This is a genomic window from Rhizobium sp. FG96 (assembly GCF_057808655.1).
On the sequence record NZ_JBMDIL010000009.1, the window covers coordinates 69,609 to 94,963 of the forward strand.

The window sequence follows — 25,355 nt, forward strand, 5'->3', positions numbered from 1 at the left end:
GCCCTATTGCCTGATCGCCGCGGCGAGATAGCGGGTGAGCTCGGCAGCGGATCTCTCCTTTGCCAGCCCCGCGGCTTGCCCGGACCACATGCTTGAGAAATCGGAGCTGCCGGTCTTTTCGGCCGCCGTGCGCAACGGCATCAGGGCGCCACCGGCTGTTGGAAACGCCGGAGCAATATCCGAGAGCGGGCCGATCTCACGCATCAGCCGGTTCATGAAGCCGCGGGCCGGCCGCCCCGTGAAGACATTGGTCAGCGCCGTCTTGTCCGCGCCTCCGGCGCGTAGCGCCTGGCGGTGAAAGTCCGTAACTTTTGCTTCCGGCGTCAGGAGATAGGCCGTGCCCACCTGGACGGCGGATGCGCCGAGCTCGAAGGCGGCGCGCACACCGCGCTGATCGGCAATGCCGCCAGCGGCGATCACCGGCACCGAGACGGCATCGGCGATCTGCGGGACGAGCGCGAAAGTCCCGACCTGGGTTGCCATATCCATACTCAGGAAGTTGCCGCGATGACCGCCCGCCTCGTATCCCATCGCGATGACGGCATCGACGCCGCGCTCTTCGAGCCAGCGCGCCTCGGCTACCGTGGTGGCAGAAGCGATGATCCTGGCATTCGTCGCCCTCACCCTTGCAAGCAGCGCGTCGCCCGGAAGGCCGAAATGGAAGCTGACGACCTCGGGACGATACTCCTCGACGATCTCGCAGAAAGCCGCGTCGAACGGCGCGCGATTGGACGATGGAACAGCATCGGCCGGATCGAGACCGAGCTCGACGTAGTAGGCAGACAGCGCCGCCCGCCACAGCATCTGCGCGGAGGGGTCCGGCTCAGGAGCGGCATGCGCGAAGAAGTTCACGTTGACAGGCTTTCGCGTCGCGGCGCGAATCTGGTCGAGCGCACTTCGCATCTGTTCGACCGTCAGCATTGCCCCGGGCAGCGAGCCCAGACCGCCGGCCTCGCTCGTCGCCATCACCATCTCCGGCGTCGTGGCTCCCGCCATCGGCGCCTGGATGATGGGGAGATCGATGCCGAAGAGATCGGTGATGCGGCTGTCTTTCCGGGATTCCATGGTCACGACCTCCTTTTCTCTGGCGCCCGCCGGCAACCCTATTCGGATTTGGCGTCTTGTTCAGCCTGCTTCCGGCGAAATTCCGGAGTGGTCACCCCGCCGACGCCCCAGTTCTCCAATTCGACCTCATCGATGACGACAAATGTCGAAGCATGCGGCTTGCCCATCACTTCGAAAAGCAGATCGCTGACGCCCTTGATCAGCGCCTTCTTCTGCTCCGGCGTCGTAGCCTGCGCGCCCGGCACCGTTCCTTCACGCGTTACCTTGATATTCACATAAGGCATGGTTCTTACCTTCGCTATGCCGGTCGTCTGATCCGACGCGGCGGTTGATGAACGTGGAGAGCTGCCCGCGCAGAACGCGGGCAAGCGTGAGTTACCAGCGTCCGGCGTGCTGGCCGCCATCGACATTGATGGTTTCGCCGGTCAGGAAGCGGGCGCGCTCGAGATAGAGCACGGCATCGACGACATCGCCGATCTCGCCCATGCGGCCGACCGGATGCAGGCCCTTGAGAAATTCGTGGGTTTCGGTGGGATGCATCGGCGTCTTGATAATGCCGGGTGCCACGGCATTCACCCGCACGCCACGCTTTGCATATTCGATCGCCAGACCGCGGGTGACAGCATCAAGGCCGCCCTTGGTCAGCAGGGCGAGACCCGACGGCACGTCGGAGAGAGCCTGATGAACAAGCGTCGTGGTGATCTGAACGATATGCCCATCGTGATGCTTTTCCAGATGGGGCAGCGCCAGCTGCGTGATATGGAAGAAGCCCTCGATATTGACCTTCAGCACATTGGCGAGCTCGTCCGTCGTATAGTCGACGAAGGGCTTGCCGATGAAAACGCCGGCATTGTTGATCAGCGTATCGATGCGGCCAAAGCGCTCGATGGCGGTATCGACGAGTGTCTGCGCGACGGCGCGTTCGCCGATATCGCCGGGCACCGCGACGATGCCAGTGTCGGCGGATTGCTTGATGTTGCGGGAATTAGCGACGACGGCATAGCCCGCCTCGCGATAGGCCTTGACGATACCGGCACCCAGGCCCTGCGAGGCGCCGGTGACGATGACGACTTTCTGTTCGCTGCTCATAATGATTTCCTTCCTTGTCCGGCCGCTGACTGCGGTCAGCCGGCGGGCTGATTGTCTTGCCCACCAGAGGTAGGCTGGTGACTTCTTGTGTGAAATTGGCTATTGGTTCTCAGTGGCTGAGAAAAAACGCACAGAGCCTGACTGGCAGGACATCCGCGTCTTCCTGGCGCTCGGGCGGCATCGCAGCCTCTCGGCGGCGGCCCGCACCCTGTCGGTCAATCACGCGACCATCGCGCGGCGGATCCGCTCGCTCGAGGCGACGCTCGGCGAGAAGCTGGTCGAGAGACGGCCGGATGGTTACGTCCTGACAGCAGCGGGCACGCAGGCGCTCGCGGTTGCCAGCGACATGGAGACGGCAGTTCAGACGCTGGTACGCGGCGGCACTGATGGCGCGCCCCGGGGGCTGGTTCGCATCAATGCCCCTCCGGCGCTTGCGCAGGGTTTCCTTACGGAGCGCCTGGCCGAAATCCCGCTTCAGTTTCCCGGACTGGACATCGATCTCGCCACTGATCTTCGCTCGGTGAGCCTTGAGCGTCATGAAACAGACATTGCCATTCGTCTCGGCCGGCCTCAGGATGGAGACCTGATGGCAAAGCTGCTGCTGCCGATGGCGTTCGGCTTCTACGGCACGCCGGTCATCTGCCAAGAGGTGGAGGAAGGTGCTGCGCCGAAATTCATCGGGTTTGATGAGACGAATTCCTATCTGCCGGAAGCCGCATGGCTTGCCCGGGAGTTCCCGAATGAACGGCTGGTGTTTCGCGCCAACAATCAGGTCGCGCAGGCAACCGCCGCCAGATCGGGCGCCGGATTGGCGCTTCTGCCCCACTATATCGGACGCGCCGAGCGCTCCCTCAGGCTCTGCCGGCTTGAGCCGGTTCCGCCGCCGCGCGAAATCTGGCTGCTCACACGGCGCCAGGATCGCAAGGAGACGCCGATACGTGCGGTCTGCGATTTCATCGCTGGGAAGTTTGCTGATGAACGAGCGCTATTCGAGGCGTGAGACTGACGAAGATCAACATGGGAGGAAGAAAATGGCCGAACCAGACCGTTGGCGCCACATGGCAAGCGCACCGAGAGACGGCAGCCGGATCCTTGTGACGATCCGCGCCGTCGAACAGGGGCCTGCCGAGGTCGATCTTGCCTATTGGTCGAATGGCGACCGGTTTGGCGCCGAGGGCTGGCGGGCATCCGATTCTTCGCCGGGGCAGATCATCGAATATGCCGAACCGGAACTGAAGTGTTGGATGCCGCTTCCAACGGTGGACGTGAGCCGCGCCGCGATGCCCACACCCTGGGAAGGCGAGGACGAACAGAATCTCGACGGCTCCGGGATCTGAGAGCCAAAAAACAGCGGCGGCGTAACGCTTTGAGTGGTTTTTGCGGGCTGATCGCGATCGGCGGCGCGGGGCGCTTCATCTTTCTGCTCGAAGCGTGCATAATGTCATGAAATTATCGCCTTCAAAACGAGACAATTCATGCGCCGCCAAGCCAATCCTTTCGCCACCGATCCGACTCCCGCGACAAAGCCGGTCGTCTGGCGGCCGAGCGTGGCGAAGCAGAAGGGCGAGACGAAGCATGCGGCTCTGACCGAGCGGATCATCGCCGATATCGATTCCGGCATCCTCAAGCCGATGGACCGGATGCCGACGCATCGCGACCTGGCGCGGGAACTCGGCCTGTCGGTCCAAACCGTCAGCCTTTCCTACAAGGAAGCGGAGAGGCTCGGCTATCTCAGCGGCGAAATCGGCCGCGGCACCTTCGTCAAGGCGCGCGTCACCGATCGCGCGGGCCGGATGATGCTCGATCACAGCCAGAACGAAGTGCTCGACCTCTCGATCATCCGCGCCGTCTATCTCGATGCCCATGAGGATGCTTCCCGTGAGATTTTTCGCGAGCTTGCCGAGAGCGATATTGCGAGCTTCATGCGGCCCTGCCGGCCGATCGCCGGGCTCGACCGTCATCGCGAGGCAGCACGGCTCTGGTTGCAGCCGATGGGCGTCAGCGCCGGCGCCGAGCGCATCCTCGTCACCAACGGGGCGGCGCACAGCATCTTCCTCGCCCTGAGCTGCATCATCCGCTCCGGCGATGTCGTGCTGTGCGAAAACCTCACCGACCACGGGATCATCGGGCTCTCCAATATCCTCGGCTTCAGCCTGAAGGGATTGCCGACAGATGCCGAGGGCATCTTGCCCGATGCGCTGGAAGCGGCTTGCGCCGTGGGCAGTGTCAGGGCGCTGGTGCTCATTCCGACGCTCAACAACCCGACGAGCCACGTCGCCGGCGCAGAGCGCCGACGCGCGATCGCCGAGATTGCACAGCGTTACGGCATCTTCGTCATCGAGGATGAGGTCTACAGACCGATGATCGAGGAGGACCTGCCTTCCATCACCGAGCTACTGCCCGATCTCGGCTTCTTCGCCACAAGCTTCACCAAGACGGTGCTGACCGGCCTGCGGGTCGGCTACCTCGTCGTCCCACCGGCCTATTCCATCCGTGCCGCTTCCATTCTTAGGGTATCGAGCTGGAGCGGCACCTATCTCACGGCCGAGATCGCCACGCGCTGGGTCGAGAACGGCACAGCACAGGAATTGCTGGCGATACAGCGCGATGAGGCGCGGACGCGCCAAGGCATCGCCGCCGAAATCCTCGGCGACCATTTCGCCTCCAGCCACCCTCTCTCGCTCTGCGCCTGGCTGAAGGTGCCGCAGCACTGGACGGAAGACGGCCTAGTGCGCTCGCTGGCCAACCAGAATGTCGCGGTCACGCCGTCGGAGCCCTTCATTGCCGGCCCCGGCCATGGCGGCGGCATCCGGATCTGCCTTGGCGGGCGGATGAGCCACGCGACACTCCGGAAAGCGCTGACGACAGTGCGCCAGGCTTTCGAGCAGTTGCCGCCCGTCTATGACGTCGGCTCCATCGGATGATGTCCGGTTCAGGACAATCATTGAATCATTACAATATAATAATTGACATGATTTTACTTCGCTCTCAACATGACAATCATGAAGAGCGAGCCGAGATCAACAGAAAACGAGACACTGCCGGTCAGCCTGGCTGACATCGAGCGCGCTGCCGATCGCATCCGCGGACGCGTGACGCGCACGCCGCTCGTTCGCTCCCCTTCCCTCTCCAAGCGTGCCCGCCAGCCAGTCCATCTCAAGCTCGAGACTCGCCAGCCGATCGGCGCCTTCAAGCTGCGCGGCGCGACGAATGCCATTCTCGCGCTAGACCCTGCGGCCCGCGAGCGCGGCCTCGTCACCGCCTCGACGGGCAATCACGGCCGCGCCGTTGCCTATGCCGCGCAGGCGCTCGGCATTCCCGCAACCGTCTGCATGTCATCGCTGGTACCGGCCAACAAGGTCGAGGCCATCAGGGCGCTCGGCGCCGAAATCCGCATTGTCGGCGTGTCGCAGGACGATGCGCAGGATGAGGTCGAGCGGCTGGTCGAAAGCCGCGGTCTGACGCCGATCCCGCCGTTCGATCATGCTGACGTCGTTGCCGGTCAGGGCACGATCGGCCTCGAAATCGTCGAGGATCTGCCCGATCTCGCGACCGTTCTCATCCCCCTGTCCGGTGGCGGATTGGCGGGCGGCATCGCCGTCGCGGTCAAGGCGCTGAGGCCGCAGGCGCGGATCGTCGGCATCTCGATGGAGCGTGGCGCCGCCATGCATGCATCGATTGCCGCCGGCAGGCCCGTCGCGGTGCGCGAAGAGGAGACGCTGGCGGATTCGCTCGGCGGCGGCATCGGCCTTTCGAACCGCGTGACCTTCCCGCTCTGCCGCGATCTGCTCGACGAGATCGTCCTGCTGACCGAAGACGAGATCGCCGCGGGAATCCGCCACGCTTCGCGCGAAGAGGGCGAGATCGTCGAGGGCGCCGGAGCGGTCAGCATTGCCGCCATTCTCGCAGGCAAAGTCGAACTCACCGGCCCCACTGTCGTGATCCTCTCGGGCGGCAATATCGACGCCAGGGTTCACCGGGATATCGTCGAGGGAGGTGCTGCATGAGCCGCATTCGCATCCTGACGGAACGGGACCTGCGCGCCGTCGTCAGCCTTGATATTTCGGCCGTCGACTGCATCGAGCAGGCCTTCCTGGCGTTGGCGACGCAGCCGGTGGCGATGCCGCCGATCCTGCGGCTCGACATTCCCGAATTCCGCGGTGAGGTCGACGTCAAGACGGCCTATGTGCCGGGCTTCGATGGCTTCGCGATCAAGGTCAGCCCCGGCTTCTTCGACAACCCGAAGCTCGGCCTGCCGAGCCTCAACGGGCTGATGATCCTGTTCAGCGCCAGGACGGGGCTGGTCGAAGCCCTGCTTCTCGACAACGGCTATCTGACCGACGTGCGCACCGCCGCAGCCGGTGCGGTTGCCGCCCGGCACCTCTCGCGCGCGGAGGCGTCCGTCGCCACGATCTTTGGCGCCGGCATGCAGGCGCAGCTGCAGCTCTCGGCGCTGATGCTGGTGCGCCCGATCAAATCGGCGCGCATCTGGGCGCGTGATCATGCAAAGGCGGAAAAGCTCGCGGCCGAATGCGCGCGGCAATTTGGCATCGGCGTTACCACCTTCTCCGATCCGCGCGAGGCGATGCGCGGCAGCGACATCGTCGTCACGACGACACCGGCCGAAAAGCCCATCCTGATGGCCGATTGGCTCGAGCCCGGCCAGCATCTGACGGCGATGGGATCGGACTCTGAGCACAAGAACGAGATCGACCCTGCCGTCTTCGCCCGCGCCACCTATATCGCCGATCGCCTTTCGCAGACGCGCATTCTCGGCGAGCTGCACCACGCCATCAAGGCAGGCGCCGCAACGCCGGAACAGCAATTCGCCGAGCTCGGTGCGGTGATCGCCGGTACGGCGAAGGGTCGCGTCAGCGCCGGGGACATAACCTTTGCCGACCTGACCGGGACCGGCGTGCAGGACACTGCGATCGCCAATCTGGCCGTCAGCCGCGCAACAGCGGCAGGCAGCGGTCAGACAATCGAAAACAAAAGAGAAATGGGAGATGCCGCGTGAGCGTGACGCTGAACTTTACGCGTGAGGAATATGCCGAGCGCCTGTCCAAGACCCGTCATGCCATGGAAAAGGCCGGGATCGACCTGCTCGTCGTCACCGACCCGTCCAACATGCACTGGCTCACCGGCTACGATGGCTGGTCCTTCTATGTGCATCAATGCGTGCTGGTGCCGCCATCGGGCGAGCCGATCTGGTATGGCCGCAAGCAGGATGCCAACGGCGCCAAGCGCACCGCTTACCTGCACCATGACAATATTATCGGCTACCCGGACCACTATGTGCAGTCGACCGAGCGCCACCCGATGGATCTGCTCTCGCAGATCATCGACGAGCGCAAATGGTCGGGGCTGACCGTCGGCGTCGAGATGGACAACTATTATTTCTCGGCGGCAGCCTACGCCTCGCTGCAGAAGAACCTGCCCCACGCCCGCTTCAAGGACGCAGCCGGCCTCGTCAACTGGCAGCGCGCCGTCAAGAGCCCGACCGAACTCGACTATATGCGCAAGGCCGGCAAGATCGTCGAACTGATGCACAAGCGCATCGTCGAGGTCGTCGAACCCGGCATGCGCAAATGCGATCTCGTGGCCGAGATTTATGACGCGGGCATCAGGGGAACGCCCGAGTTCGGCGGTGACTATCCGGCAATCGTGCCGCTTCTGCCGTCGGGCGCCGACGCTTCGGCGCCCCACCTCACCTGGGACGACAAGCCGATGCGCCTTGGCGAGGGCACGTTCTTCGAGATCGCCGGCGCCTACAAGCGCTATCATTGCCCGCTGTCGCGCACCGTCTTTCTCGGCAAGCCGACGCAGGCCTTTCTCGATGCGGAGAAGGCGACCCTCGAAGGCATGGAAGCCGGGCTTGCAGCGGCCAAGCCGGGCAACAGCTGCGAGGACATCGCCAACGCCTTCTTTGCCGTTCTGAAGAAATACGGGATCATCAAGGACAACCGCACCGGCTACCCGATCGGGCTCTCCTATCCGCCGGATTGGGGCGAGCGCACCATGAGCCTGCGCCCCGGCGACCGGACGGAGCTGAAGCCCGGCATGACATTCCATTTCATGACCGGTCTCTGGCTCGAGGATATGGGGCTGGAGATCACCGAGAGCATCGCGATCACCGACACCGGCGTCGAATGCCTGTCGAATGTGCCGCGCCAGCTGTTCGTGAAGGGTTGAGGCAATGCTGACCAGCGCCGCGCTCCGTCCTTCGCCGATCACCCCTTCCGTCGATTTCGACGGCAAGGGCGTGCAGCACGGACATCTGCGCCTGCCCTATAGCCGCGATGACAGCGCCTGGGGCTCGGTGATGATCCCGATCTGCGTCATTGCCAACGGCGAGGGCCCGACCGCGCTTCTGACCGGGGCAAACCATGGCGACGAATATGAGGGGCCGGCGGCACTTTTCGAACTGGCGCAGACGCTTGATCCCGCCGCGATCAACGGACGCGTCATCATCGTTCCGGCGCTCAATTATCCCGCGTTTCGCGCTGGCACGCGGACTTCGCCGATTGACCGGGGCAATCTGAACCGCAGCTTTCCGGGCCGTCCGGATGGTACGGTAACGGAGAAGATCGCCGACTTCGTCACGCGTCATCTCATACCGCTCGCCGATATCGTCCTCGACTTCCACTCCGGCGGCAGGACACTGGATTTCCTGCCCTATGCCGCAGCCCACGAACTGCCGGACAAGGATCAGGAAGCGCGCTGCTTTAATGCCGTCGCGGCCTTCGCCGCACCCTTCTCGATGAAGATGCTGGAGATCGACGCGGTCGGCATGCTCGATACGACAGTCGAGGAGATGGGCAAGGTTTTCGTCACCACCGAACTCGGCGGCGCCGGGACGGCCACGGCGCGGTCGATCGAGATCGCCCGCAAGGGCAGCCTCAATCTCCTGCGGCATGCCGGGATCCTTTCGGGTGAACCGAATGCCGCGCCCACTCGTTGGTTGGATATGCCATCGAGCGATTGCTTCACCTTTGCGCAGGATGAGGGACTGATCGCCTTCGCCGCCGATCTCGGCGATCCGGTCAGGACAGGCGAGGTCATCGCCCGTGTCTACCCCGTCGGCAAAACCGGCATTGCGCCAATCGAGTACCGCGCCGCCATGGATGGTGTGCTCGCGGCTCGCCACGTACCCGGCCTGATCAAGGCCGGCGACTGCCTTTCCGTGATCGCCACGATCACGGAGGAGACCTAACCGTAGAGAACCCGCGAGATCCGAAAACGGACAGCAAAACCCTAACCAGAGGAGAATTCGCATGCCAATCAAGACAATCGCCGGCCTTTCCGCCCTTGCACTGATGCTGGGCGTAACGTCTGCCAGCGCACTGACACTCGAGGAGGTCAAGCAGCAGGGGTACATCCGTGCCGCGACCGCCAATGAAGTGCCCTATTCCTACATGCAGCCCGATGGCACCTCTGCCGGCATCGGTCCCGATGTCGCCAGCGCCGTGCTGAAATCCATGGGGATCGAAGAGATCAACTGGACGGTCACGCCATTCGGCACGCTGATCCCGGGCCTGAAAGCCAAGCGCTTCGATTTTGCCGCGGCCGAGCAGAACATCTCGCCGGAACGTTGCAAGCAGGTCGCCTTCACCGAGCCGAACTCGTCCTATGGCGAAGGCCTGCTCGTCAAGAAGGGCAATCCGAAGGGCCTGAAGACCTATGCCGACATCGCCAAGGATCCGTCGCTGACGGTGGCCGTCGTCTCCGGCGCCAACAATGTCGACTTCCTGCGCGCCGTCGGCGTCAAGGATGAGCAGATCGTCTTCATTCCGGCCAATGCCGATGCTATCCCGACCGTGCAGAGCCGCACCGACGCCTATGCAGCGACCGAACTGACCGTTGCCGCACTCGCAAAGGGCCAGGCCCAGGTCGAGCAGGTCGCGCCGTTCACGGACCCGATCGTCAAGGATGCGCCGGTTCGCAACTATGGTGGCTTTGCCTTCCGGCCGGAAGACAAGGAACTGCGCGACGCCTTCAACGCCGCCCTCGTCAAGTTCCGCACGACGGATGAGTACAAGGCGATCCTCACCAAGTACGGCCTGTCCGAACAGAGTATCGCTGCAGCGGCCGACAAGAAGGTCGACGACCTCTGCGCCGGCAAGTAACGGCAGAAGGCGCCCGATCCGATCGGTCGGGCGCCGCTCCTAACGATCAGGAGACTTCCGTATGAACTGGACAGCCTACCTGCCGATGCTCTGGCATGGTGCATTCATCACGATGACGATCACGCTGGCGTCGATTGCCGTCGGCGCGGTGCTCGCTTTCATTTTCGGCATCCTGCGCGTCGAAGGAGGACCCATCCTCTCGGCTGTCGCGCTGTGCTACACGGAGGTGTTCCGCGGCACCTCGCTCTTCGTTCAGCTCTTCTGGTTTTACTACGCGCTGCCGCTCGTCGGCCTGAGCTTCGATCCGATCACGACGGGTATCCTGGTGCTGGCGGCCCATGCCGGCGGATATGGCGCCGAGATCGTGCGCGGGGCGCTGTCATCCGTCTCTGTGCAGCAGCTGGAGGCCGCCCGCGCCCTGAATTTCAGCCGTTTCCAGACGCTGTTTCGCATCTCGCTGCCGCAGGCGATCGTCGAGATGATGCCGGCCTTCGGCAATCTGGCGATCGAGACGCTCAAGCTCTCCTCGCTCGTGTCGCTGATATCGATTGCCGATCTCACCTTTGCGGCCCAATCGATCCGCAACATCACGCTGGATAGCGCCAGCATCTATTCGATCACGCTCCTCTGCTACTTCGCCATGTCGCTGGTGCTAATGGTGGCGATCCGGGTGATCGAGCATTTCGTGCGGCGTGGCCACGCCTTCCCGCAGATGCCCCGTTCGTGAGGATATGACCACATGATGTATGGATACGAATGGGATACGACGACTTGGCTCACCTATACGAGCTCGATCCTGCCGATCATCCTGATCGGCCTGACGGTGACACTGAAGGCTGCGGCGGCAGGCTTTGCCATCGCGCTCGTTCTCGGCCTCGTCTTCGCGCTACTGCGCCGCAGCCGCGTGATCGCGATCTCCTGGACGACTGCTTTCGTCGTTGAATTCCTGCGCGATACGCCGCTTCTGGTGCAGCTCTTCTTTCTCTATTACGTTCTGCCCGATTTCGGCGTCGTGCTTCCGGCCTTCCTCACGGGCGCCATCGCCCTCGGCCTGCAATATGCCGCTTATACATCCGAGGTCTATCGTGGCGGCATCGAGGCCGTCGCCCGCGGCCAGTGGGAAGCGGCGACGGCCCTCAATCTAACGCGCATGCAGGCCTATCGCGACATCATCATCCCGCAGGCCATCCCACGGATCGTGCCGGCCATGGGCAATTATCTCGTCGCCATGATCAAGGAAACGCCGGTCCTTTCCGTCGTCACCGTCATGGAGATGATGGGCCTTGCCAACATGATCGGCGAACGCACCTTCGAATATCTCGTGCCGCTGACGCTTGTCGGCCTGATCTTCCTCCTCCTGACGCTGATCTGCTCGGCCGGTCTCCACCGCCTGCAGAAAGCCCTTCCGAAAGCAGGAATCCCCTTGCGATGACCGAGAACAACAATCCGCCCATCATCGAATTTTCCAACGTCGCCAAGCGCTTCGGCCCCTTAACGGTGCTCGACGACTTCAATTTCAGCGTCAAGAAGGGCGAGAAGGTGACGCTGATCGGCCCGTCCGGGTCGGGCAAATCCACCGTGCTGCGCATCCTGATGACGCTCGAGCCGTTTCAGGATGGCAAGCTGACGCTGCAGGACATGTCCTATCACGAGCCGAACGGCAAAGGCCCTTTCAAGGCTTCGGAAAGCCATCTGCGCCAGATCCGCAACCATGTCGGCATGGTGTTCCAGAGCTTCAATCTGTTCCCGCATATGACGGTGCTGCGCAATATCGTCGAAGCACCCCTGCGGGTGCTCGGCATTGCGCGTGCAGAAGCCGAGGCGCGGGCGCTGCAGCTGCTCGACATGGTAGGTCTCACAGACAAGAAGGACTTCTATCCCTCACAGCTATCCGGCGGACAGCAGCAGCGCGTGGCGATCGCCCGGGCGCTGGCGATGCGCCCGCGGGTGCTTCTCTTCGATGAGCCGACCTCGGCGCTCGATCCGCAGCTGGTCGGCGAAGTGCTCTCCGTCATCCGCGGCCTGGCGCACGAGCATGACCTGACCATGCTGCTTGTCACCCATGAAATGCGCTTCGCCCGGGAAGTCTCCGATCGCGTCTGCTTTTTCGACAAGGGCCGGATCTGCGAACAAGGCGCGCCCGAGGAGATATTCGGCGCACCGCGCGAGCAGCGGACGCGGGAATTTCTGTCGTCGGTTCTGGCTTAACACAAAGGCCCGGAAGCTAAGCTCCGGGCCTTTGAAATTGGGTAACCGTGTTTCTAGCGGGTGCGTGTCGTTTCGAAGAGGAACCACACGCGCCTCTCGGTCTCGTCGATCCAGTTCTCGATCAGGCTGGTCGTTGCGTGATCATTATGCTCGGAGGTCAGGTTGTGCACCTCCCGGAACATCTCGACGAGCCGCTTGTTGTCGTCCCTGAGCTCGGCCAGCATGTCGTCGGGCGTCACGTAATCCGCGTCATTGTCCGAAAGGCGCTGCAGGCGGGACACCTGGCCGATCGACTTCAGCGTCGTTCCGCCGATCTTGCGGACCCGTTCGGCGATATCGTCGGTCATCGCGAAGATCTGCTCGGCCTGCTCATCGAGCATCAGATGATAGTCGCGGAAATGCGGGCCGGACATGTGCCAATGGAAGTTCTTGGTCTTCAAATACAGAGTGAAGACATCGGCAAGGATCGCGGTCATCGCCGCCGATATGTCGGTGATGGCATTCGATTTCAGGTCTGAAGGCGTTTTGAGCGACGGCGCAGGACGTTTTTCCACTGTCTAACCCTCCGTGGAGCAGCGAGTAACTCCGCTCAAGGTACCGCTCGCCCCGTTCGCTTCAATAAGTGCGACAAAATTTCGGCCGGTCTGGTCAGCGCCAGCAGATCAGGCGCCCCTCCCGATGCCGATCCGAGCACTGACGCCCCTGGCGTAAACCATGCTAAAGTTGGCGTTTACGCCGATAGTGATTGATGCCGACGATCGCTAGTTTCCCTTTCGCAACTCAACGCTTTCTGCGGAGAAAAATCATGAAAGTTCTAGCTATCGGATCGATCATCAAGCCCGTCACAGACGAGCAGCGCCGCGAGATCATGCCGAAGGAAGTGCCCGCAACGCTGCAGCACTATCTCAGTGGCAAGATCGAGCAGTTCTGGGCCCGCCAGGATGCCCCGGGCGTCATCTTCCTGATGAACGTGGATTCCATCGAGCAGGCGAAGACCGAAGTCGAAGGCCTTCCGCTGGTGACCGGCGGCTTTGCCTCCTACCAGTTCATTCCGGTCGGCCCGCTGGCGCCGCTCGGCCTGCTCATTCAGGGCAAGTAACTGCAGCCTGGTTCCGGCGGCCATTCTCCCACTTGGCCGCCGGCGCCACTGCCTTGCCGTGACATATCTTCAAAACGGATCATTCTTTTATGGACAGACGACTTCTCGTTCTTGCCCTTGGCATGTTTGCGCTCGGTACCGACAGTTTCGTCGTTGCCGGCGTGCTGCCTGAAATCGCCCGCGACTTCAACGTCAGCATCGGCGCTGCCGGGCAGATGACAACGATCTATGCGGCCACGATCGCGGTTCTGGCGCCTGTCATTGCGGCGGCTGCGGCATATATGCCCCGCAACAGGCTGCTGCTTGCCGGCCTCGGCATCTTCGTCATCGCCAATCTCGCAACGGCGCTCTCACCCAATTTCGAAATGGCGCTCGCCACCCGCGCGCTCGCCGGTCTCGGAGCCGCCATGTTCGCCCCGACGGCAACCGGCTCGGCCGCGTCGATCGTGGCGCCCGAGAAGCGCGGCTTTGCGCTTTCGGTCGTCGCCACAGGCATGACCGTCTCGACCGCCCTTGGCGCTCCGATCGGCACATTGATCGGCGGTCTCGGCGACTGGCACTGGACGATGGTCTTCGTCTCGGCACTGGCGGCCATCGCAGGCGCCGGCGTGCTTGTCTTCCTGCCGCATATTCCGATGCCGCCTGCCGTCTCGCTCGGCAAGCGTCTGGCGCCGCTCGCCGATGCCAGGATCGGTCTGGCGCTGACCACGACCTTCCTGTTCTTCAGCGCTGCCTTTACCATCTACACCTATTTCTCGGTCGTCTTCGGCCGCACGATCGGTGGCGACACGGCGATCCTCGCCGGACTTCTGGTGCTCTGGGGCGCGGCCGGAACGGTCTCCAACCTGCTTGCCGGGCGGCTGATCGACGCGATCGGTTCGCGGAAAGTGCTGATCACGATGCTCGGCATGGTGCTTGTGAACTTCCTGCTTCTGCAGTGGAGCGGCGCCAGCCTATGGACTGCCGTGCCCGCCGTCCTGCTCTGGGGCGCCTGTGGCTGGGGCAGCACCGTGCCGCAGCAGCACCGCATCGTCGGCATCGCGCCGCAGATTGCGCCGATCGTGCTCGGCCTCAACAACTCTGCGGTCTTTCTCGGAACCACCGCGGCTGGCATCATCGGCGCAACGGCCATCGACATCGTCGGCAGTCAAAATCTCGGCTTCGTCGCCGCAGGTCTGGTCGCCGCCGCATTGATTGCTTCGGAGCTCACCGACCGGGCGATTGCCGCTTCGCGTAGCCGCAGCGCACCCGATCAGCGCCAGAAGGCGGCCTGAGGCCAAACCTCTGCAATACAGAAAGGTCTGACAATGCTCGACTTGATCAAATCCTCCATCGAGGCCCATGGCGGCCTCGACAGATGGCAGCGCATCCGCAAGATCACCGCGACGATGACGCCGGATGGTCTGGCGCTGAAAGCTCGCGGCCAAGAGGCCTTTGCGAAAAGGCCGACGCGGGTGACAATCGATACGCGCCTGCAGAAGACGACCTTCGATCCATTTCTGGCACCGGAACAGATCGGCATCTACGAACCGTTCCGGACTGCAGTCGAAAGCGCCGCAGGCGCGACGCTCGAATGGCTGGACAATCCGCGCCAGTCATTCACGCCGAATGTGCCATGGAGCGCCTCACAGCTCGTCTATTTCGCCGGATACGCGATGTGGACCTACCTGACACTGCCATTCTCGCTGCTGACCGATGGCGTCAGCTGCGAAGAGATCGAACCGTGGCACGAGGACGGCGAAGTCTGGCGGGCCATAAAAGTCCGGTTCCCGGCTTCCTACGTCACGCATTCCACCGAACAAGTGCTCTACTTCGACAGCAACGCCCTGATCCGGCGCCAGGACTATGCGGTGGAGATCGCGGGCGGCGGTATCGCCGCTCACTATTCCTATGATGACCGGACGTTCGAAGGACTGGTCTTCCCGACCCGCCGCCGCATCTATCTGCGCGGTGCCGATGGGCAACCCGACAGAAACGTCATCCTGATGGCCGCCGACTTCGAGAATTTCGAGTTCGTCCGCGAGGAACAGGGCGTCCCCCAAGGCTGGAACGCGGTGACCTGTGACTAGCAGCTTTCACGCCTTGGCGCGGCGCACGGCGTCGGCGATCGTGACTTTCTTCGGGATGAGCTGCAGCTCGAAGAAGGTGTCGGCGATCGCCTGCTGCTGGGCGACGACGGTATCGTCGAGGCTCTTCACGCCATAGGACTGGCGCTCCAGCGCCTTGACGAGCACCGGCTCGGGAATGCCGACCAGCGGCGAGAGTTCCTTGGCGGCGGCGGAAACGTCGGCCTTGGCCCATTCGTCGATCTCGGCGATCGCGGCAATGACCGTATCGACGGCTTCGGCATGGCCGTCGACCAGCGTCTTGGTGCCGAGATAGAATTGGTGGTTGGGGACGATGCCCTCGCCGTTTCTGAGCTCGCGCGCTTCGATCGCCTCTTCTGCTGAGGCCTGGAACGGATCCCAGATCACCCAGGCATCGACGGCGCCCTGCTCGAAGGCCGCCCGGCCGTCGGCCGGGGCGAGGAAGGAGGGCTCGATATCGGCATAGGTGAGGCCCGCTTCCTCAAGCGCCTTGACCAGCAGGTAGTGGACGTTGGAGCCCTTGTTGAAGGCGACCTTCTTGCCCTTCAGATCGGCAACCGCCTTGATCGGGCTGTCCTTCGCAACGAGGATCGCTTCGCCGCGCGGCGCGGGCGGTTCATGGGCCACGTAGACCAGCGGCGCGCTGGCCGCCTGGGCGAAGATCGGCGGCGTTTCGCCGGTGGAGCCGAAGTCGACGGCGCCGGCATTCAGCGCCTCGAGCAGCTGAGGCCCGCCGGGAAACTCGGTCCACTCGACCGAATAGCCGATCGCCTGCAGCTTGGCTTCCAGACTGCCCTTCCCCTTCAAGAGCACCAGCGTGCCGTATTTCTGATAGCCGATGCGCACGACCTTGTCGGCTGCGGCGGCCGTACCGGCTTTGATGAATGGCAGGGTAGCGGCAGCGCCTGCGAGTGCAGCCGTAAAAGCGCGTCTTGAAATGTCCATGATAGCCCTCCGAAAGATCTCGTCGAGCAAAGTAATTTATGTCTACAGATTTACTAGAATAACTATGCTGTTCTCATAGGCTCTGAGGAATTTGATTTTCCTGCGGCGTTGTCGAACCGTGTTGCCTATACTCAGGACAGCGAAAATCGGCCGCTGGTGCGGCTTGCGACAGTGAAAGAGTTCAGCGCTCCATCTGGCACCAGGCCGCCAGGAGCGGCCGCGCAGTGCAGCGCATGGCGACGGTGTGACCGGCTTCGTTATAGAAAGCGGAGCCCGGCGTGGCCTGCTGCCAGCCGCGGTCGTCGCAGAGGAATTCGCAATCGGAGAGCGCCAGGAACACGCGGGCGCGATACTGCACGTGATCTGGGAAGCGGCTGTAGGGCTCCATGATCGTCAGGCCGAGCGTCACGTCTTCCCGCTCTTCGAGGCCCGACGCACCGGCGATAATCGCATGCGCATGCGCGGTCTCGATATTCATGCTGGCGAAGGGGCCGGTCTTGCTGGAGACCCAGTCGAGGTTCTTCGCAACGTCGTTGATGGCGGCCGCCACCTCGGCGAAGGGCTTGCCCTTGGAAGCGATCTGGCGCAACGCGAATTGCAGCTGCGGCACCAGCTTCAGCGGTGTTGCGGGACGGGTCGAGACCGCGCCCGGCTGCTGCAGCAGGTGGAAGATCTTGCCGGCGACGAATTTTTCCATCATCGGCGTGCCATCGGCAAGCATCAGGCTGCCGATCGCGCCGATCAGGCGCTGCACCTCGGCCGGCCTGCGGGCGCGGCTCGCCGGGTAGGCCTCCTCGGTTCTGGTTCCTCGGTGCAAGAGGAGATCGGCATCTCTCCTCAGCTTGGATTTCGACATCGGGTATATTCCGGAGCGCTTCGCGCCACCCAAAGGCAGCGCAACCTGAGCGCAAATAGTTTCGCGAAGGCATCGGATCAACACCAATGCGAAAGCGCGGTCAAGACGGCTGGCGAAAACTCCTGCGGAGCATCAGCCTTTCGCCAGCCCGCGCCGGCTCGACCGCAGGTCGCCCGCCGTATGCCAGACGACGGCCGCAACGATCACGGCGCCGCCGAGGAGCGTCGCCAACGGCGGCTGCTCGGCGAAGAACAGCCAGACCCAGAAGGGCGTCAGCACGATTTCCATCGTGCCGATCAGCGCCGCCTCAGCCGGCGGCATGCGCCGGGCACCGGCCAGGAACAGGACCAGCGCGATCGAGAAATTCGTGGCGCCGAAGGCCGCCAGCACCACCCAGTTATAAGTGTCGATCGAGCCGACCGAACCGAAGGGCGAGAAGATCGCCAGCGTCAGGAAGGCGCTGACGATGGTCGGCGGCAGGCTCGGCACGCCGGGGCTGATGCGCGGGATGACGATGATCAGCGCGAAGGAGGCCGTCATCCCCAGCGCCAGCAGATCGCCAAAGCCGGTTCCGCCGCCGATCGACGAGGCAACGATGATGATGACGCCGAGAAGGCAGGCGCCGCCGGCAATCATCGTGCGGCTGCCGACCCGCTCCTTGAGGAGGACCCAGCCGAGGAGTGCGGCGATGAAGGGAGCCGTCGCATAGATGACGGCGACATTGGCGACGCTCGTGGTGTAGAGCGCGCCGATGAAGCAGGCCTGACAGAAGGTCTGGCAGGCGATCATCGCGATCCCCGAGGGATGGAAGATCGAGGCCCACTGCTTTCTCGACAATCCGCCTTCGAGGAAGAAGCTCGGTATCAAGAGAAACAATCCGCCGAACAGCGAACGCCAGGCGATCGTCGTCCATGCGTCGATGGACAGAAGCCGTGAATAGATGCCGCTCGCGCTCCAAGCCAGCGTGGCGGCAACTACCAGAATGACGCCCTTTTCGTGCTCGCTCAGGCCGAGCGGGCGGACGTCTGTATGGAGTGACATTGGTTTTCCCGAACCAGAGGTCTGATTTGCCTTGTTTGCTACCGTTCTTGACATTAAGCAAACGAATAGTTGAGATAGCTGCCATCTGATTTTTTTGTGGCTTGAGAATGCGTCAACCCATCGAAAGCGATCTGCTGCGCACCTTCCTTGTCGTCGTCGAGACGTCGAATTTTTCGTCGGCTGCGCAGGCGATCGGCCGGACGCAATCGGCCGTCAGCGCACAGATCAAGAAGCTCGAGGAAACGATCGGCGAGACGCTGTTCGAGCGCGGCGCCCGCGGCGTGGTGCCGACGCGCTGGGGGCTGCAGCTTCTACCTTATGCACAGCGCGTCATCGATCTCCTGGATGAAGCGGCGGCGACGATCCGTACCAAAGAGCTGGACGGCCCCGTCCGTATCGGCATCCCCGAAGAATACAGCCAGACGGTGCTGCCGGCAGCGCTTGCGGCATTCGCGGTCCGCCATCCGGCCGTCGAGGTGACGGTCTCCTGCGATTACACCGTCAGGAACCTCGCGGCACTGGAGCGAGACGAGCTCGATCTCGCCGTCGTCTTCGACTGGGGAAACCAGTCGAGCGGCGAGGTTCTCTGTATCGATCCGACCGTCTGGGTCACGTCGCAGGTCCACCGCCTGCACGATCTCGATCCGATGCCGATCGCCATCTACAGGAATTCGAACTGGTGCCGGGACTTCGCCCTGCGGTCCCTCGACCAGATGGGGCGGCGCTACCGCATCGCCTTTATTGCCGACACCAGCTCGGGCCTGCAGAACGCCGTCGTGGCCGGGCTTGCTGTGACGACGCTGTCGCGCAGCCACATTCCGCCGGGCTGCCGCGAACTGACGGCCGATGACGGCTTTGCGCCGGTCGATACGTCCAAGGTCGTGCTGCGGCGCAACCCCTATCACTCGACCGAAGCCGTACGCGAACTGGCCGACATGGTGCGCGACGCCTTCAAGCCGATCGGCTATCAGGCGCTGGTGTAACCGGGCGGCGCAGGCGCCTGCGGGTGTCGGACGGGCTTTCCGAGAAGCTGGCGCGATAGCTGCGGGCAAAGGCGGAGGCCGAGTTGAAGCCGGTGGCGGCGGCGATATCGGCAAAGGAAGCCTTGGTCTCGATGACCTTGCGCCGCGCCGCGTTCAGCCTCAGCGCCAGATAGTGCACATGCGGCGGCGCGCCGATGCTCTCCTGGAACAATCCCTGCAGATGACGGGCGCTGACGCCGACGCGTTTGGCGATGCGGCTGAGCATCACCGGCTGTTCGATATGCTCTTCCATCAGCCGCACGGCCGACGCCACGCGCGGATCGCGCATGCTGAGGCCCGCGGCAGAGGGCGAAAGCTGGCTTTCGTTGTGGAACGACACCTGCTCGTAGCTGAACAGACGGCTGACCTCGAGCGCCAGCGAGTAGCCCTGCCGCTGGCGGATGATCTCGAGCATCAAGTCGACGGTCGGCAGCGGGCCTGCCGTGGTCAGCCGCTTTCCGTCGATGACGAAGCGGTCCTTGACGGCCTTCACCTGCGGATAAGCCAGCGAAAAATCCTCGAAATCTTCCCAGTGGATCGTTGCCGTCAGGCGATCGAGAAGGCTGGATTCGGCGAGCAGCCATGTGCCGGATTCGATCCCGGCGATGACGCTGCGATGGCGCGCCGCCTGCGAGAGCTGCATCTTCAGCGTGGCCGTGGCGCTCTGCCGCCAGTTGTAGCTCGCGAGAACGAAGAGCGGCGCGTCCTCCCGCGCGGCGCTGAATGCACCGGCTGCAGGCACCGGAATGCCGCTCGTCGTCAGCACCGGAGCGCCATCTGGCGTCAGCAGCCGCCAGCGATAGAGCTCGCTACCGGCGATGCGGTTTGCGCCGCGCATCGGCTCGATGACGGAGGCCAGCAGAATGAGGTTCGTCTCCGGCAGGACGAGAAGATCGAGATCGAGGCGGTCGTTAGAGCGGGTGAGCATGAAGTCTCCAGATTACCGATACTGTATCAATCACTTCCGTTAATGCAAAGCATGGGCGTCCCGATTGCCGCGTAATGGGTGCAATACGAGGGAGAATACGATGCCTCTTGCGATGAACCGCGATGTCTTCATCACCTGCGCCGTCACCGGCTCCGGTGACACGGTTTCCAAATCCAGCCACGTTCCCATTACTCCCAAGCAGATCGCGGATTCCGCGATCGACGCCGCCAAGGCTGGGGCGGCCGTTGTTCACTGTCACGTTCGTGATCCGGAGACCGGCGCCGCCAGCCGCCGCAACGATCTCTACCGCGAAGTGACGGACCGCATTCGCTCCGCCGATGTCGATGTCGTCTTGAACCTGACGGCCGGTATGGGCGGCGACCTGATCTTCGGCGATGTCGAAAGGCCGCTGCCGCTTAACCCCGCCGGAACCGATATGGCCGGCGCCAGCGAGCGTGTCAGCCATATCGCCGAATGCCTGCCCGAGATCTGCACGCTTGACTGTGGCACGATGAACTTCAGTCTCGGCGACTACGTCATGACCAACACGCCCTCGATGCTGCGGGCGATGGCGAAGAAGATGACCGATCTCGGCGTGCGCCCCGAAATCGAGGCCTTCGACACCGGCCATCTCTGGTTTGCGAAGCAGCTCGCCGAGGAGGGGCTGATCGAGGATCCGGTGCTGATCCAGCTCTGCATGGGTATTCCGTGGGGTGCGCCGGATGATCTCAACACCTTCATGGCGATGGTCAACAACGTGCCGAAGAACTGGACCTTCTCGGCCTTTTCGATCGGCCGCAATGCGCTGGCTTATCCGGCTGCCGCGGTGCTTGCCGGCGGCAACGTGCGAGTCGGCCTCGAAGACAATCTCTATGCCGGCAAGGGCCTGCTCGCCACCAACGCGCAGCTGGTCGAGAAGGCCGTGCAGGTGATCGAAGGCATGGGCGCGCGCATCATCGGGCCGGATGCCGTTCGTGAAAAACTGAAGCTCAGGAAACGTTGAGGGCTGCATGATCAAGATCAACAAGGCAGCCTGTGTCGGCGGCGGCGTCATCGGTGGCGGATGGATCGCCAGGTTCCTGCTTGCCGGCATCGATGTCGACGTATTCGACCCGCATCAGGAAGCGAGCCGCATCGTAGGCGAGGTGATCGCCAATGCCGAGCGCGCCTATGCGATGTTGACGGGCGCACCCCTCCCCCCGCGCGGCAAACTCACGTTCTGCAAGACGCTGGAAGAAGCCGTCGTCGATGCCGACTGGATCCAGGAGAGCGTGCCGGAAAGGCTCGATCTCAAGCGCAACGTGCTGACCCAGATCGACGCCGCCTGCCGTCCGGACGCGCTGATCGGCTCCTCGACCTCGGGCCTTCTGCCGACCGATCTGCAGCGCGACATGCAGTTTCCCGACCGGCTCTTCGTCGCCCACCCTTACAACCCGGTCTATCTGCTGCCGCTCGTCGAGATCGTCGGTGGCGAGAAGACCAGCCATGCGACCATCAAGGCGGCGATGGAAAAGCTGCCGCCGATCGGCATGAAGGGCGTGCATATCGCCAAGGAGATCGAGGCCTTCGTCGGCGATCGTCTTCTGGAAGCGCTGTGGCGCGAGGCCCTGTGGCTAATCCATGACGACATCTGCACGGTCGAGACGCTCGACGATGTCATCCGCTATTCCTTCGGCCTGCGCTGGGCGCAGATGGGCCTGTTCCAGACCTACCGGATCGCCGGCGGCGAAGCGGGCATGCGCCACTTCCTGGCGCAGTTCGGCCCCTGCCTCGCCTGGCCCTGGACGAAGCTTACCGATGTCGTCGACCTGGACGATGCGCTCGTCGAAAAGATCGGCCAGCAGTCCGACGATCAGGCCGAGGGCCGGTCGATCCGTGAACTGGAACGCATTCGCGATGAAAACCTGACCGGCATCCTGCAGGCGCTGAAAGCCGGCGATGGCGGCAAGGGCTGGGGCGCCGGCAAGCTGCTGAAAGATTTCGAGCATTCGCTCTGGGCGGGCGCGAAAGCGGCCGAGCAGCCGAAGACCTCCGGTCCGCTGCGGTTGGTCGATACCAAGGTCAGCCCCGCCTGGGTCGATTACAACGGCCACATGACCGAACACCGGTACCTGCAGGTCTTCGGCGACACCACGGATGCGCTGCTGCGGCTGATCGGTGCCGGTCTTGCCTATGTCGAGGCGGGGCACAGCTATTACACCGTCGAGACCCATATCCGGCATCTCGGCGAAGCCAAGCTCGGCCAGGCGATCTATTCAACCTGCCAGCTGCTGTCGGTCGATGAGAAGCGGCTCCACGTCTTCCACAGCATCTGCGATGCGGCAAGCGGCGAGGTGCTCGCGACCGGCGAGCAGATGCTGCTGCATGTCGACTCGAAGGCTGGCAAGGCCGTTCCGGCGCCGCCGGAAATCCTGGCGGAGGCCAAGGCGATCGCCGAAGCCCACGCCTCGCTCCCCGCCCCGGATGGGGCTGGCCGCCATGTCGGGCAGAGAAAGCAGGGATGAGACGATGATCTGTCTGCCGGCTTCCATTTCCGAAAGCAGATCCCGCAAGGCTGCGCCTTGCGGGGCTTCGGAATCGGCGGCCAATAACGGCAGCGAAATCACTCAATACAACCAGAGAGATAGGCGCCGATCCTCATCTGCAGGATCGGCCTCTTGCTATTCGACTTCAGCACGGCTTGTAACCGTCAATGCAAAATCGCCCTTCGGGCGAGCATATGCTCGATATGTCGCAGACGATGTATATGATGTCGTTTCACCGGCCCCCCGGCCGGTCAAAGTGGCCCTTAATTCGATCCTATGCATATTCATTGCCGGGGCGGCTCTCAAAGGCTCCCCCGCAGAAAGAGCGGAGGTAGCCTAGGTTGAACGGACGTAGCTTGACCACCTTTGAGCTGCTGACTTCCCTGCCCTCCGCCGCAGCCAAAACGCATGCGGCCCGCTGTCGTCTCGCCATCGCGGGCGCCATCCTTACCCAGAATTCCGATCTTCAGGAAACAAGCCGGACAACAACAACCGCCGGCATTCCCGATCGCCGCGCCATCAAGCTGGCGCCCAAACCCACGCGCAATCGTCGAACCGAGAAAGGAAGATAAGGGCGGCACCAACCGCGACGTTTTCCCGAACGAACATGGACCTGGCACCGGAAGAGGAAACCGGTTCTGCGGTCCACTTGCCAATTCTTCAATCGAGACAAGAAGGAACAGGGGAATGAACGACTACACAAAATATCTCGCAAGCCGCGTCACCGCGGGCGGGCTGAACCGCCGCGAATTTCTGGGACGCGCCATGGCTGCCGGCCTGACGCTTGCCGTCGCCGACAAGCTTTTCACCGAAAGCGCCGAAGCCGCCGAACCGAAGCGCGGCGGCCATCTGAAGCTCGGCCTTGAAGGTGGCGCTGCCACCGACTCCAAGGACCCGGCGAAGTTTCTCTCGCAATTCATGTTCTGCGTCGGCCGCTGCTGGGGCGACATGCTGGTCGAATCCGATCCGCTGACCGGTGCCGCCGTCCCCTCGCTTGCCGAATCCTGGGAACCGTCGAAGGACGCGGCCACCTGGACCTTCAAGATCCGCAAGGGCGTGAAGTTCCACAACGGCAAGGAACTGACGATCGACGACGTCGTCGCCACCCTGAAGCGCCACACCGACAAGAAGTCGGAATCCGGCGCGCTCGGCGTTCTCGGCTCGATCAAGGACGTCAAGGCCGACGGCGGCAACCTCGTCCTGACGCTAACCGAAGGCAATGCGGATATGCCGCTGCTGCTGACGGACTACCACCTCGTCATCCAGCCGAATGGCGGCAATGACGATCCGCTCGCCTCCATCGGTACCGGCCCCTACAAGCTGACGAGCTTCGAGCCCGGCGTTCGCGCCACCTTCGAAAAGAATGCCGACGACTGGCGTTCGGACCGCGGCTATGTCGATTCCATCGAAATCATCGGCATGAACGACGCGACCGCCCGTATCGCCGCGCTTTCTTCGGGTCAGGTTCACTATATCAACCGCGTCGATCCGAAGACCGTCGATCTCCTGAAGCGCGCGCCGACTGTCGAGATCCTTTCGACCTCGGGCCGCGGCCACTACGTCTTCATCATGCATTGCGACAAGGCGCCGTTCGACAACAACGACCTGCGGCTTGCCCTGAAATACGCCATGGACCGCGAGACGATGGTCAAGAAGATCCTCGGCGGCTACGGCAAGGTCGGCAACGACTTCCCGATCAACAACACCTACGCCCTATTCCCCGAGGGGATCGAGCAGCGCGCCTACGATCCCGACAAGGCGGCCTTCCATTACAAGAAGTCCGGCCACAGCGGCTCCGTGCTGCTGCGCACCTCCGAAGTCGCCTTCCCCGGTGGCGTCGATGCCGCCGTTCTCTACCAGGAAAGCTGCAAGAAGGCCGGCATCGAGATCGAGGTCAAGCGCGAGCCGGGCGACGGCTACTGGACCAACGTCTGGAACGTCCAGCCCTTCTCGACCTCCTACTGGGGCGGACGCCCGACGCAGGACCAGATGTATTCTACGGCCTATCTCTCGACGGCCGACTGGAACGACACCCGCTTCAAGCGTCCCGACTTCGACAAGCTGCTCCTTGAAGCACGCTCGGAACTCGACGAGACCAAGCGCAAGGACATGTACCGCACCATGGCGATGATGGTGCGCGACGAAGGCGGCCTGATCCTGCCGATGTTCAACGACTTCGTGAACGCCTGCTCGAAGCAGGTAAAGGGTTATGTCCACGATATCGGCAACGACATGTCGAACGGCTATGTCGCCACCCGCGTCTGGCTCGATGCCTGACGGCCGGGGGCTTCCCCGCCATCTCTGACTGAACCAGGACCGCAAGCTCAAGGCTTGCGGTCCCCCTGACGTTTCAGCGCGAGGCCT

The 25,355-nt window shown here is 63.1% G+C and carries 27 protein-coding genes; 19 read left to right on the forward strand and 8 right to left on the reverse strand.

Annotated elements, in window-relative coordinates; all coding sequences use genetic code 11:
* Nucleotides 1–3: 3 nt before the first annotated feature.
* Genes ACODR6_RS18850 through ACODR6_RS18860 form a run of 3 tightly spaced genes read right to left on the reverse strand, consistent with a single transcriptional unit; the run spans nucleotide 4 to nucleotide 2,154 of the window.
* On the reverse strand, nucleotides 4–1,101 hold the full coding sequence (locus ACODR6_RS18850) for an NAD(P)H-dependent flavin oxidoreductase (RefSeq protein WP_489023581.1): 1,098 nt from the start codon (nucleotides 1,099–1,101) through the stop codon (nucleotides 4–6).
* Nucleotides 1,102–1,103: 2 nt separating this feature from the next.
* Entirely contained in the window at nucleotides 1,104–1,475 is a 372-nt protein-coding gene (locus tag ACODR6_RS18855; protein WP_489023583.1) for a tautomerase family protein, read from the reverse strand.
* On the reverse strand, nucleotides 1,441–2,154 hold the full coding sequence (locus ACODR6_RS18860) for an SDR family NAD(P)-dependent oxidoreductase (RefSeq protein WP_489023585.1): 714 nt from the start codon (nucleotides 2,152–2,154) through the stop codon (nucleotides 1,441–1,443). The genes ACODR6_RS18855 and ACODR6_RS18860 overlap by 35 nt, the downstream gene beginning before the upstream one ends.
* A gap of 112 nt (nucleotides 2,155–2,266) precedes the next feature.
* On the opposite strand from ACODR6_RS18860, the gene ACODR6_RS18865 reads away from it, so the two are divergent.
* From ACODR6_RS18865 to ehuA, 11 genes are all read left to right on the forward strand, one after another.
* The gene (locus ACODR6_RS18865) at nucleotides 2,267–3,154 is read left to right on the forward strand and encodes a LysR family transcriptional regulator (protein WP_489023587.1); all 888 of its coding nucleotides are present in this window, start codon (nucleotides 2,267–2,269) and stop codon (nucleotides 3,152–3,154) included.
* Between the two features lie 31 nt (nucleotides 3,155–3,185).
* The gene (locus ACODR6_RS18870; RefSeq protein ID WP_112717736.1) at nucleotides 3,186–3,491 is read left to right on the forward strand and encodes a hypothetical protein; all 306 of its coding nucleotides are present in this window, start codon (nucleotides 3,186–3,188) and stop codon (nucleotides 3,489–3,491) included.
* A 138-nt stretch (nucleotides 3,492–3,629) separates the two neighbouring features.
* Nucleotides 3,630–5,078: a MocR-like ectoine utilization transcription factor EhuR gene (ehuR, locus tag ACODR6_RS18875; RefSeq protein ID WP_489023590.1), complete on the forward strand. Its 1,449-nt coding sequence runs from the start codon at nucleotides 3,630–3,632 to the stop codon at nucleotides 5,076–5,078.
* Nucleotides 5,079–5,147: 69 nt separating this feature from the next.
* Complete coding sequence (gene eutB, locus ACODR6_RS18880) at nucleotides 5,148–6,161, forward strand: hydroxyectoine utilization dehydratase EutB (protein ID WP_489023592.1); 1,014 nt, start codon at nucleotides 5,148–5,150, stop codon at nucleotides 6,159–6,161.
* On the forward strand, nucleotides 6,158–7,171 hold the full coding sequence (eutC, locus tag ACODR6_RS18885) for an ectoine utilization protein EutC (RefSeq protein ID WP_489023594.1): 1,014 nt from the start codon (nucleotides 6,158–6,160) through the stop codon (nucleotides 7,169–7,171). The genes eutB and eutC overlap by 4 nt, the downstream gene beginning before the upstream one ends.
* On the forward strand, nucleotides 7,168–8,346 hold the full coding sequence (gene doeA / locus ACODR6_RS18890; protein WP_489023596.1) for an ectoine hydrolase DoeA: 1,179 nt from the start codon (nucleotides 7,168–7,170) through the stop codon (nucleotides 8,344–8,346). The genes eutC and doeA overlap by 4 nt, the downstream gene beginning before the upstream one ends.
* A 7-nt stretch (nucleotides 8,347–8,353) precedes the next feature.
* Nucleotides 8,354–9,367 (forward strand): N(2)-acetyl-L-2,4-diaminobutanoate deacetylase DoeB, encoded by a 1,014-nt coding sequence (gene doeB / locus ACODR6_RS18895; RefSeq protein ID WP_489023860.1) that lies wholly within the window; start codon nucleotides 8,354–8,356, stop codon nucleotides 9,365–9,367.
* Between the two features lie 61 nt (nucleotides 9,368–9,428).
* Entirely contained in the window at nucleotides 9,429–10,280 is an 852-nt protein-coding gene (ehuB, locus tag ACODR6_RS18900; RefSeq protein ID WP_130281054.1) for an ectoine/hydroxyectoine ABC transporter substrate-binding protein EhuB, read from the forward strand.
* A gap of 61 nt (nucleotides 10,281–10,341) precedes the next feature.
* The gene (gene ehuC / locus ACODR6_RS18905; RefSeq protein WP_130281052.1) at nucleotides 10,342–11,007 is read left to right on the forward strand and encodes an ectoine/hydroxyectoine ABC transporter permease subunit EhuC; all 666 of its coding nucleotides are present in this window, start codon (nucleotides 10,342–10,344) and stop codon (nucleotides 11,005–11,007) included.
* A 12-nt stretch (nucleotides 11,008–11,019) separates the two neighbouring features.
* Entirely contained in the window at nucleotides 11,020–11,712 is a 693-nt protein-coding gene (gene ehuD, locus ACODR6_RS18910; protein ID WP_199625236.1) for an ectoine/hydroxyectoine ABC transporter permease subunit EhuD, read from the forward strand.
* On the forward strand, nucleotides 11,709–12,488 hold the full coding sequence (ehuA, locus tag ACODR6_RS18915; protein ID WP_489023600.1) for an ectoine/hydroxyectoine ABC transporter ATP-binding protein EhuA: 780 nt from the start codon (nucleotides 11,709–11,711) through the stop codon (nucleotides 12,486–12,488). Before ehuD ends, ehuA begins: the two co-directional genes overlap by 4 nt.
* Nucleotides 12,489–12,541: 53 nt before the next feature.
* Here ehuA and ACODR6_RS18920 read toward each other — a convergent pair whose 3' ends face one another.
* Nucleotides 12,542–13,042 carry a Dps family protein gene (locus tag ACODR6_RS18920; RefSeq protein ID WP_246777637.1) on the reverse strand — a complete coding sequence of 167 codons (501 nt, stop codon included), beginning with the start codon at nucleotides 13,040–13,042 and terminating at the stop codon, nucleotides 12,542–12,544.
* A 251-nt stretch (nucleotides 13,043–13,293) separates the two neighbouring features.
* Here ACODR6_RS18920 and ACODR6_RS18925 point away from each other — a divergent pair, with 251 nt between their 5' ends.
* The 3 genes from ACODR6_RS18925 (at nucleotide 13,294) to ACODR6_RS18935 (ending at nucleotide 15,656) form a co-directional block, all read left to right on the forward strand.
* Nucleotides 13,294–13,587: a hypothetical protein gene (locus ACODR6_RS18925; protein WP_489023602.1), complete on the forward strand. Its 294-nt coding sequence runs from the start codon at nucleotides 13,294–13,296 to the stop codon at nucleotides 13,585–13,587.
* Nucleotides 13,588–13,676: 89 nt separating this feature from the next.
* On the forward strand, nucleotides 13,677–14,861 hold the full coding sequence (locus tag ACODR6_RS18930; protein ID WP_489023604.1) for an MFS transporter: 1,185 nt from the start codon (nucleotides 13,677–13,679) through the stop codon (nucleotides 14,859–14,861).
* A 33-nt stretch (nucleotides 14,862–14,894) separates the two neighbouring features.
* Nucleotides 14,895–15,656 (forward strand): hypothetical protein, encoded by a 762-nt coding sequence (locus ACODR6_RS18935; protein WP_489023606.1) that lies wholly within the window; start codon nucleotides 14,895–14,897, stop codon nucleotides 15,654–15,656.
* Between the two features lie 6 nt (nucleotides 15,657–15,662).
* Here ACODR6_RS18935 and ACODR6_RS18940 read toward each other — a convergent pair whose 3' ends face one another.
* From ACODR6_RS18940 to ACODR6_RS18950, 3 genes are all read right to left on the reverse strand, one after another.
* Nucleotides 15,663–16,619, reverse strand: coding sequence for a sulfonate ABC transporter substrate-binding protein (locus ACODR6_RS18940; RefSeq protein WP_489023608.1), 957 nt, complete (start codon nucleotides 16,617–16,619; stop codon nucleotides 15,663–15,665).
* Nucleotides 16,620–16,800: 181 nt separating this feature from the next.
* On the reverse strand, nucleotides 16,801–17,475 hold the full coding sequence (locus ACODR6_RS18945; RefSeq protein ID WP_112717710.1) for a dimethylsulfonioproprionate lyase family protein: 675 nt from the start codon (nucleotides 17,473–17,475) through the stop codon (nucleotides 16,801–16,803).
* A gap of 132 nt (nucleotides 17,476–17,607) precedes the next feature.
* Complete coding sequence (locus tag ACODR6_RS18950; protein WP_489023610.1) at nucleotides 17,608–18,516, reverse strand: DMT family transporter; 909 nt, start codon at nucleotides 18,514–18,516, stop codon at nucleotides 17,608–17,610.
* 107 nt (nucleotides 18,517–18,623) lie between these two features.
* Here ACODR6_RS18950 and ACODR6_RS18955 point away from each other — a divergent pair, with 107 nt between their 5' ends.
* Nucleotides 18,624–19,499 carry a LysR family transcriptional regulator gene (locus ACODR6_RS18955; RefSeq protein ID WP_199625243.1) on the forward strand — a complete coding sequence of 292 codons (876 nt, stop codon included), beginning with the start codon at nucleotides 18,624–18,626 and terminating at the stop codon, nucleotides 19,497–19,499.
* Here the strand turns inward: ACODR6_RS18955 and ACODR6_RS18960 are convergent.
* Nucleotides 19,468–20,466, reverse strand: a complete 999-nt coding sequence (locus ACODR6_RS18960) for a GlxA family transcriptional regulator (RefSeq protein WP_489023613.1) — start codon at nucleotides 20,464–20,466, stop codon at nucleotides 19,468–19,470. The genes ACODR6_RS18955 and ACODR6_RS18960 overlap by 32 nt on opposite strands.
* A gap of 100 nt (nucleotides 20,467–20,566) precedes the next feature.
* Between ACODR6_RS18960 and bcoG the strand changes: the two genes are divergently transcribed.
* From bcoG to ACODR6_RS18980, 4 genes are all read left to right on the forward strand, one after another.
* The gene (gene bcoG / locus ACODR6_RS18965) at nucleotides 20,567–21,469 is read left to right on the forward strand and encodes a 3-dehydrocarnitine:acetyl-CoA trimethylamine transferase BcoG (protein WP_489023615.1); all 903 of its coding nucleotides are present in this window, start codon (nucleotides 20,567–20,569) and stop codon (nucleotides 21,467–21,469) included.
* A gap of 7 nt (nucleotides 21,470–21,476) precedes the next feature.
* Nucleotides 21,477–22,970, forward strand: coding sequence for a carnitine 3-dehydrogenase (locus ACODR6_RS18970; protein WP_489023617.1), 1,494 nt, complete (start codon nucleotides 21,477–21,479; stop codon nucleotides 22,968–22,970).
* 377 nt (nucleotides 22,971–23,347) lie between these two features.
* The gene (locus tag ACODR6_RS18975; RefSeq protein ID WP_489023619.1) at nucleotides 23,348–23,563 is read left to right on the forward strand and encodes a hypothetical protein; all 216 of its coding nucleotides are present in this window, start codon (nucleotides 23,348–23,350) and stop codon (nucleotides 23,561–23,563) included.
* A 115-nt stretch (nucleotides 23,564–23,678) separates the two neighbouring features.
* The gene (locus ACODR6_RS18980; protein ID WP_112717696.1) at nucleotides 23,679–25,268 is read left to right on the forward strand and encodes an ABC transporter substrate-binding protein; all 1,590 of its coding nucleotides are present in this window, start codon (nucleotides 23,679–23,681) and stop codon (nucleotides 25,266–25,268) included.
* The last annotated feature ends 87 nt before the right edge of the window (nucleotides 25,269–25,355 follow it).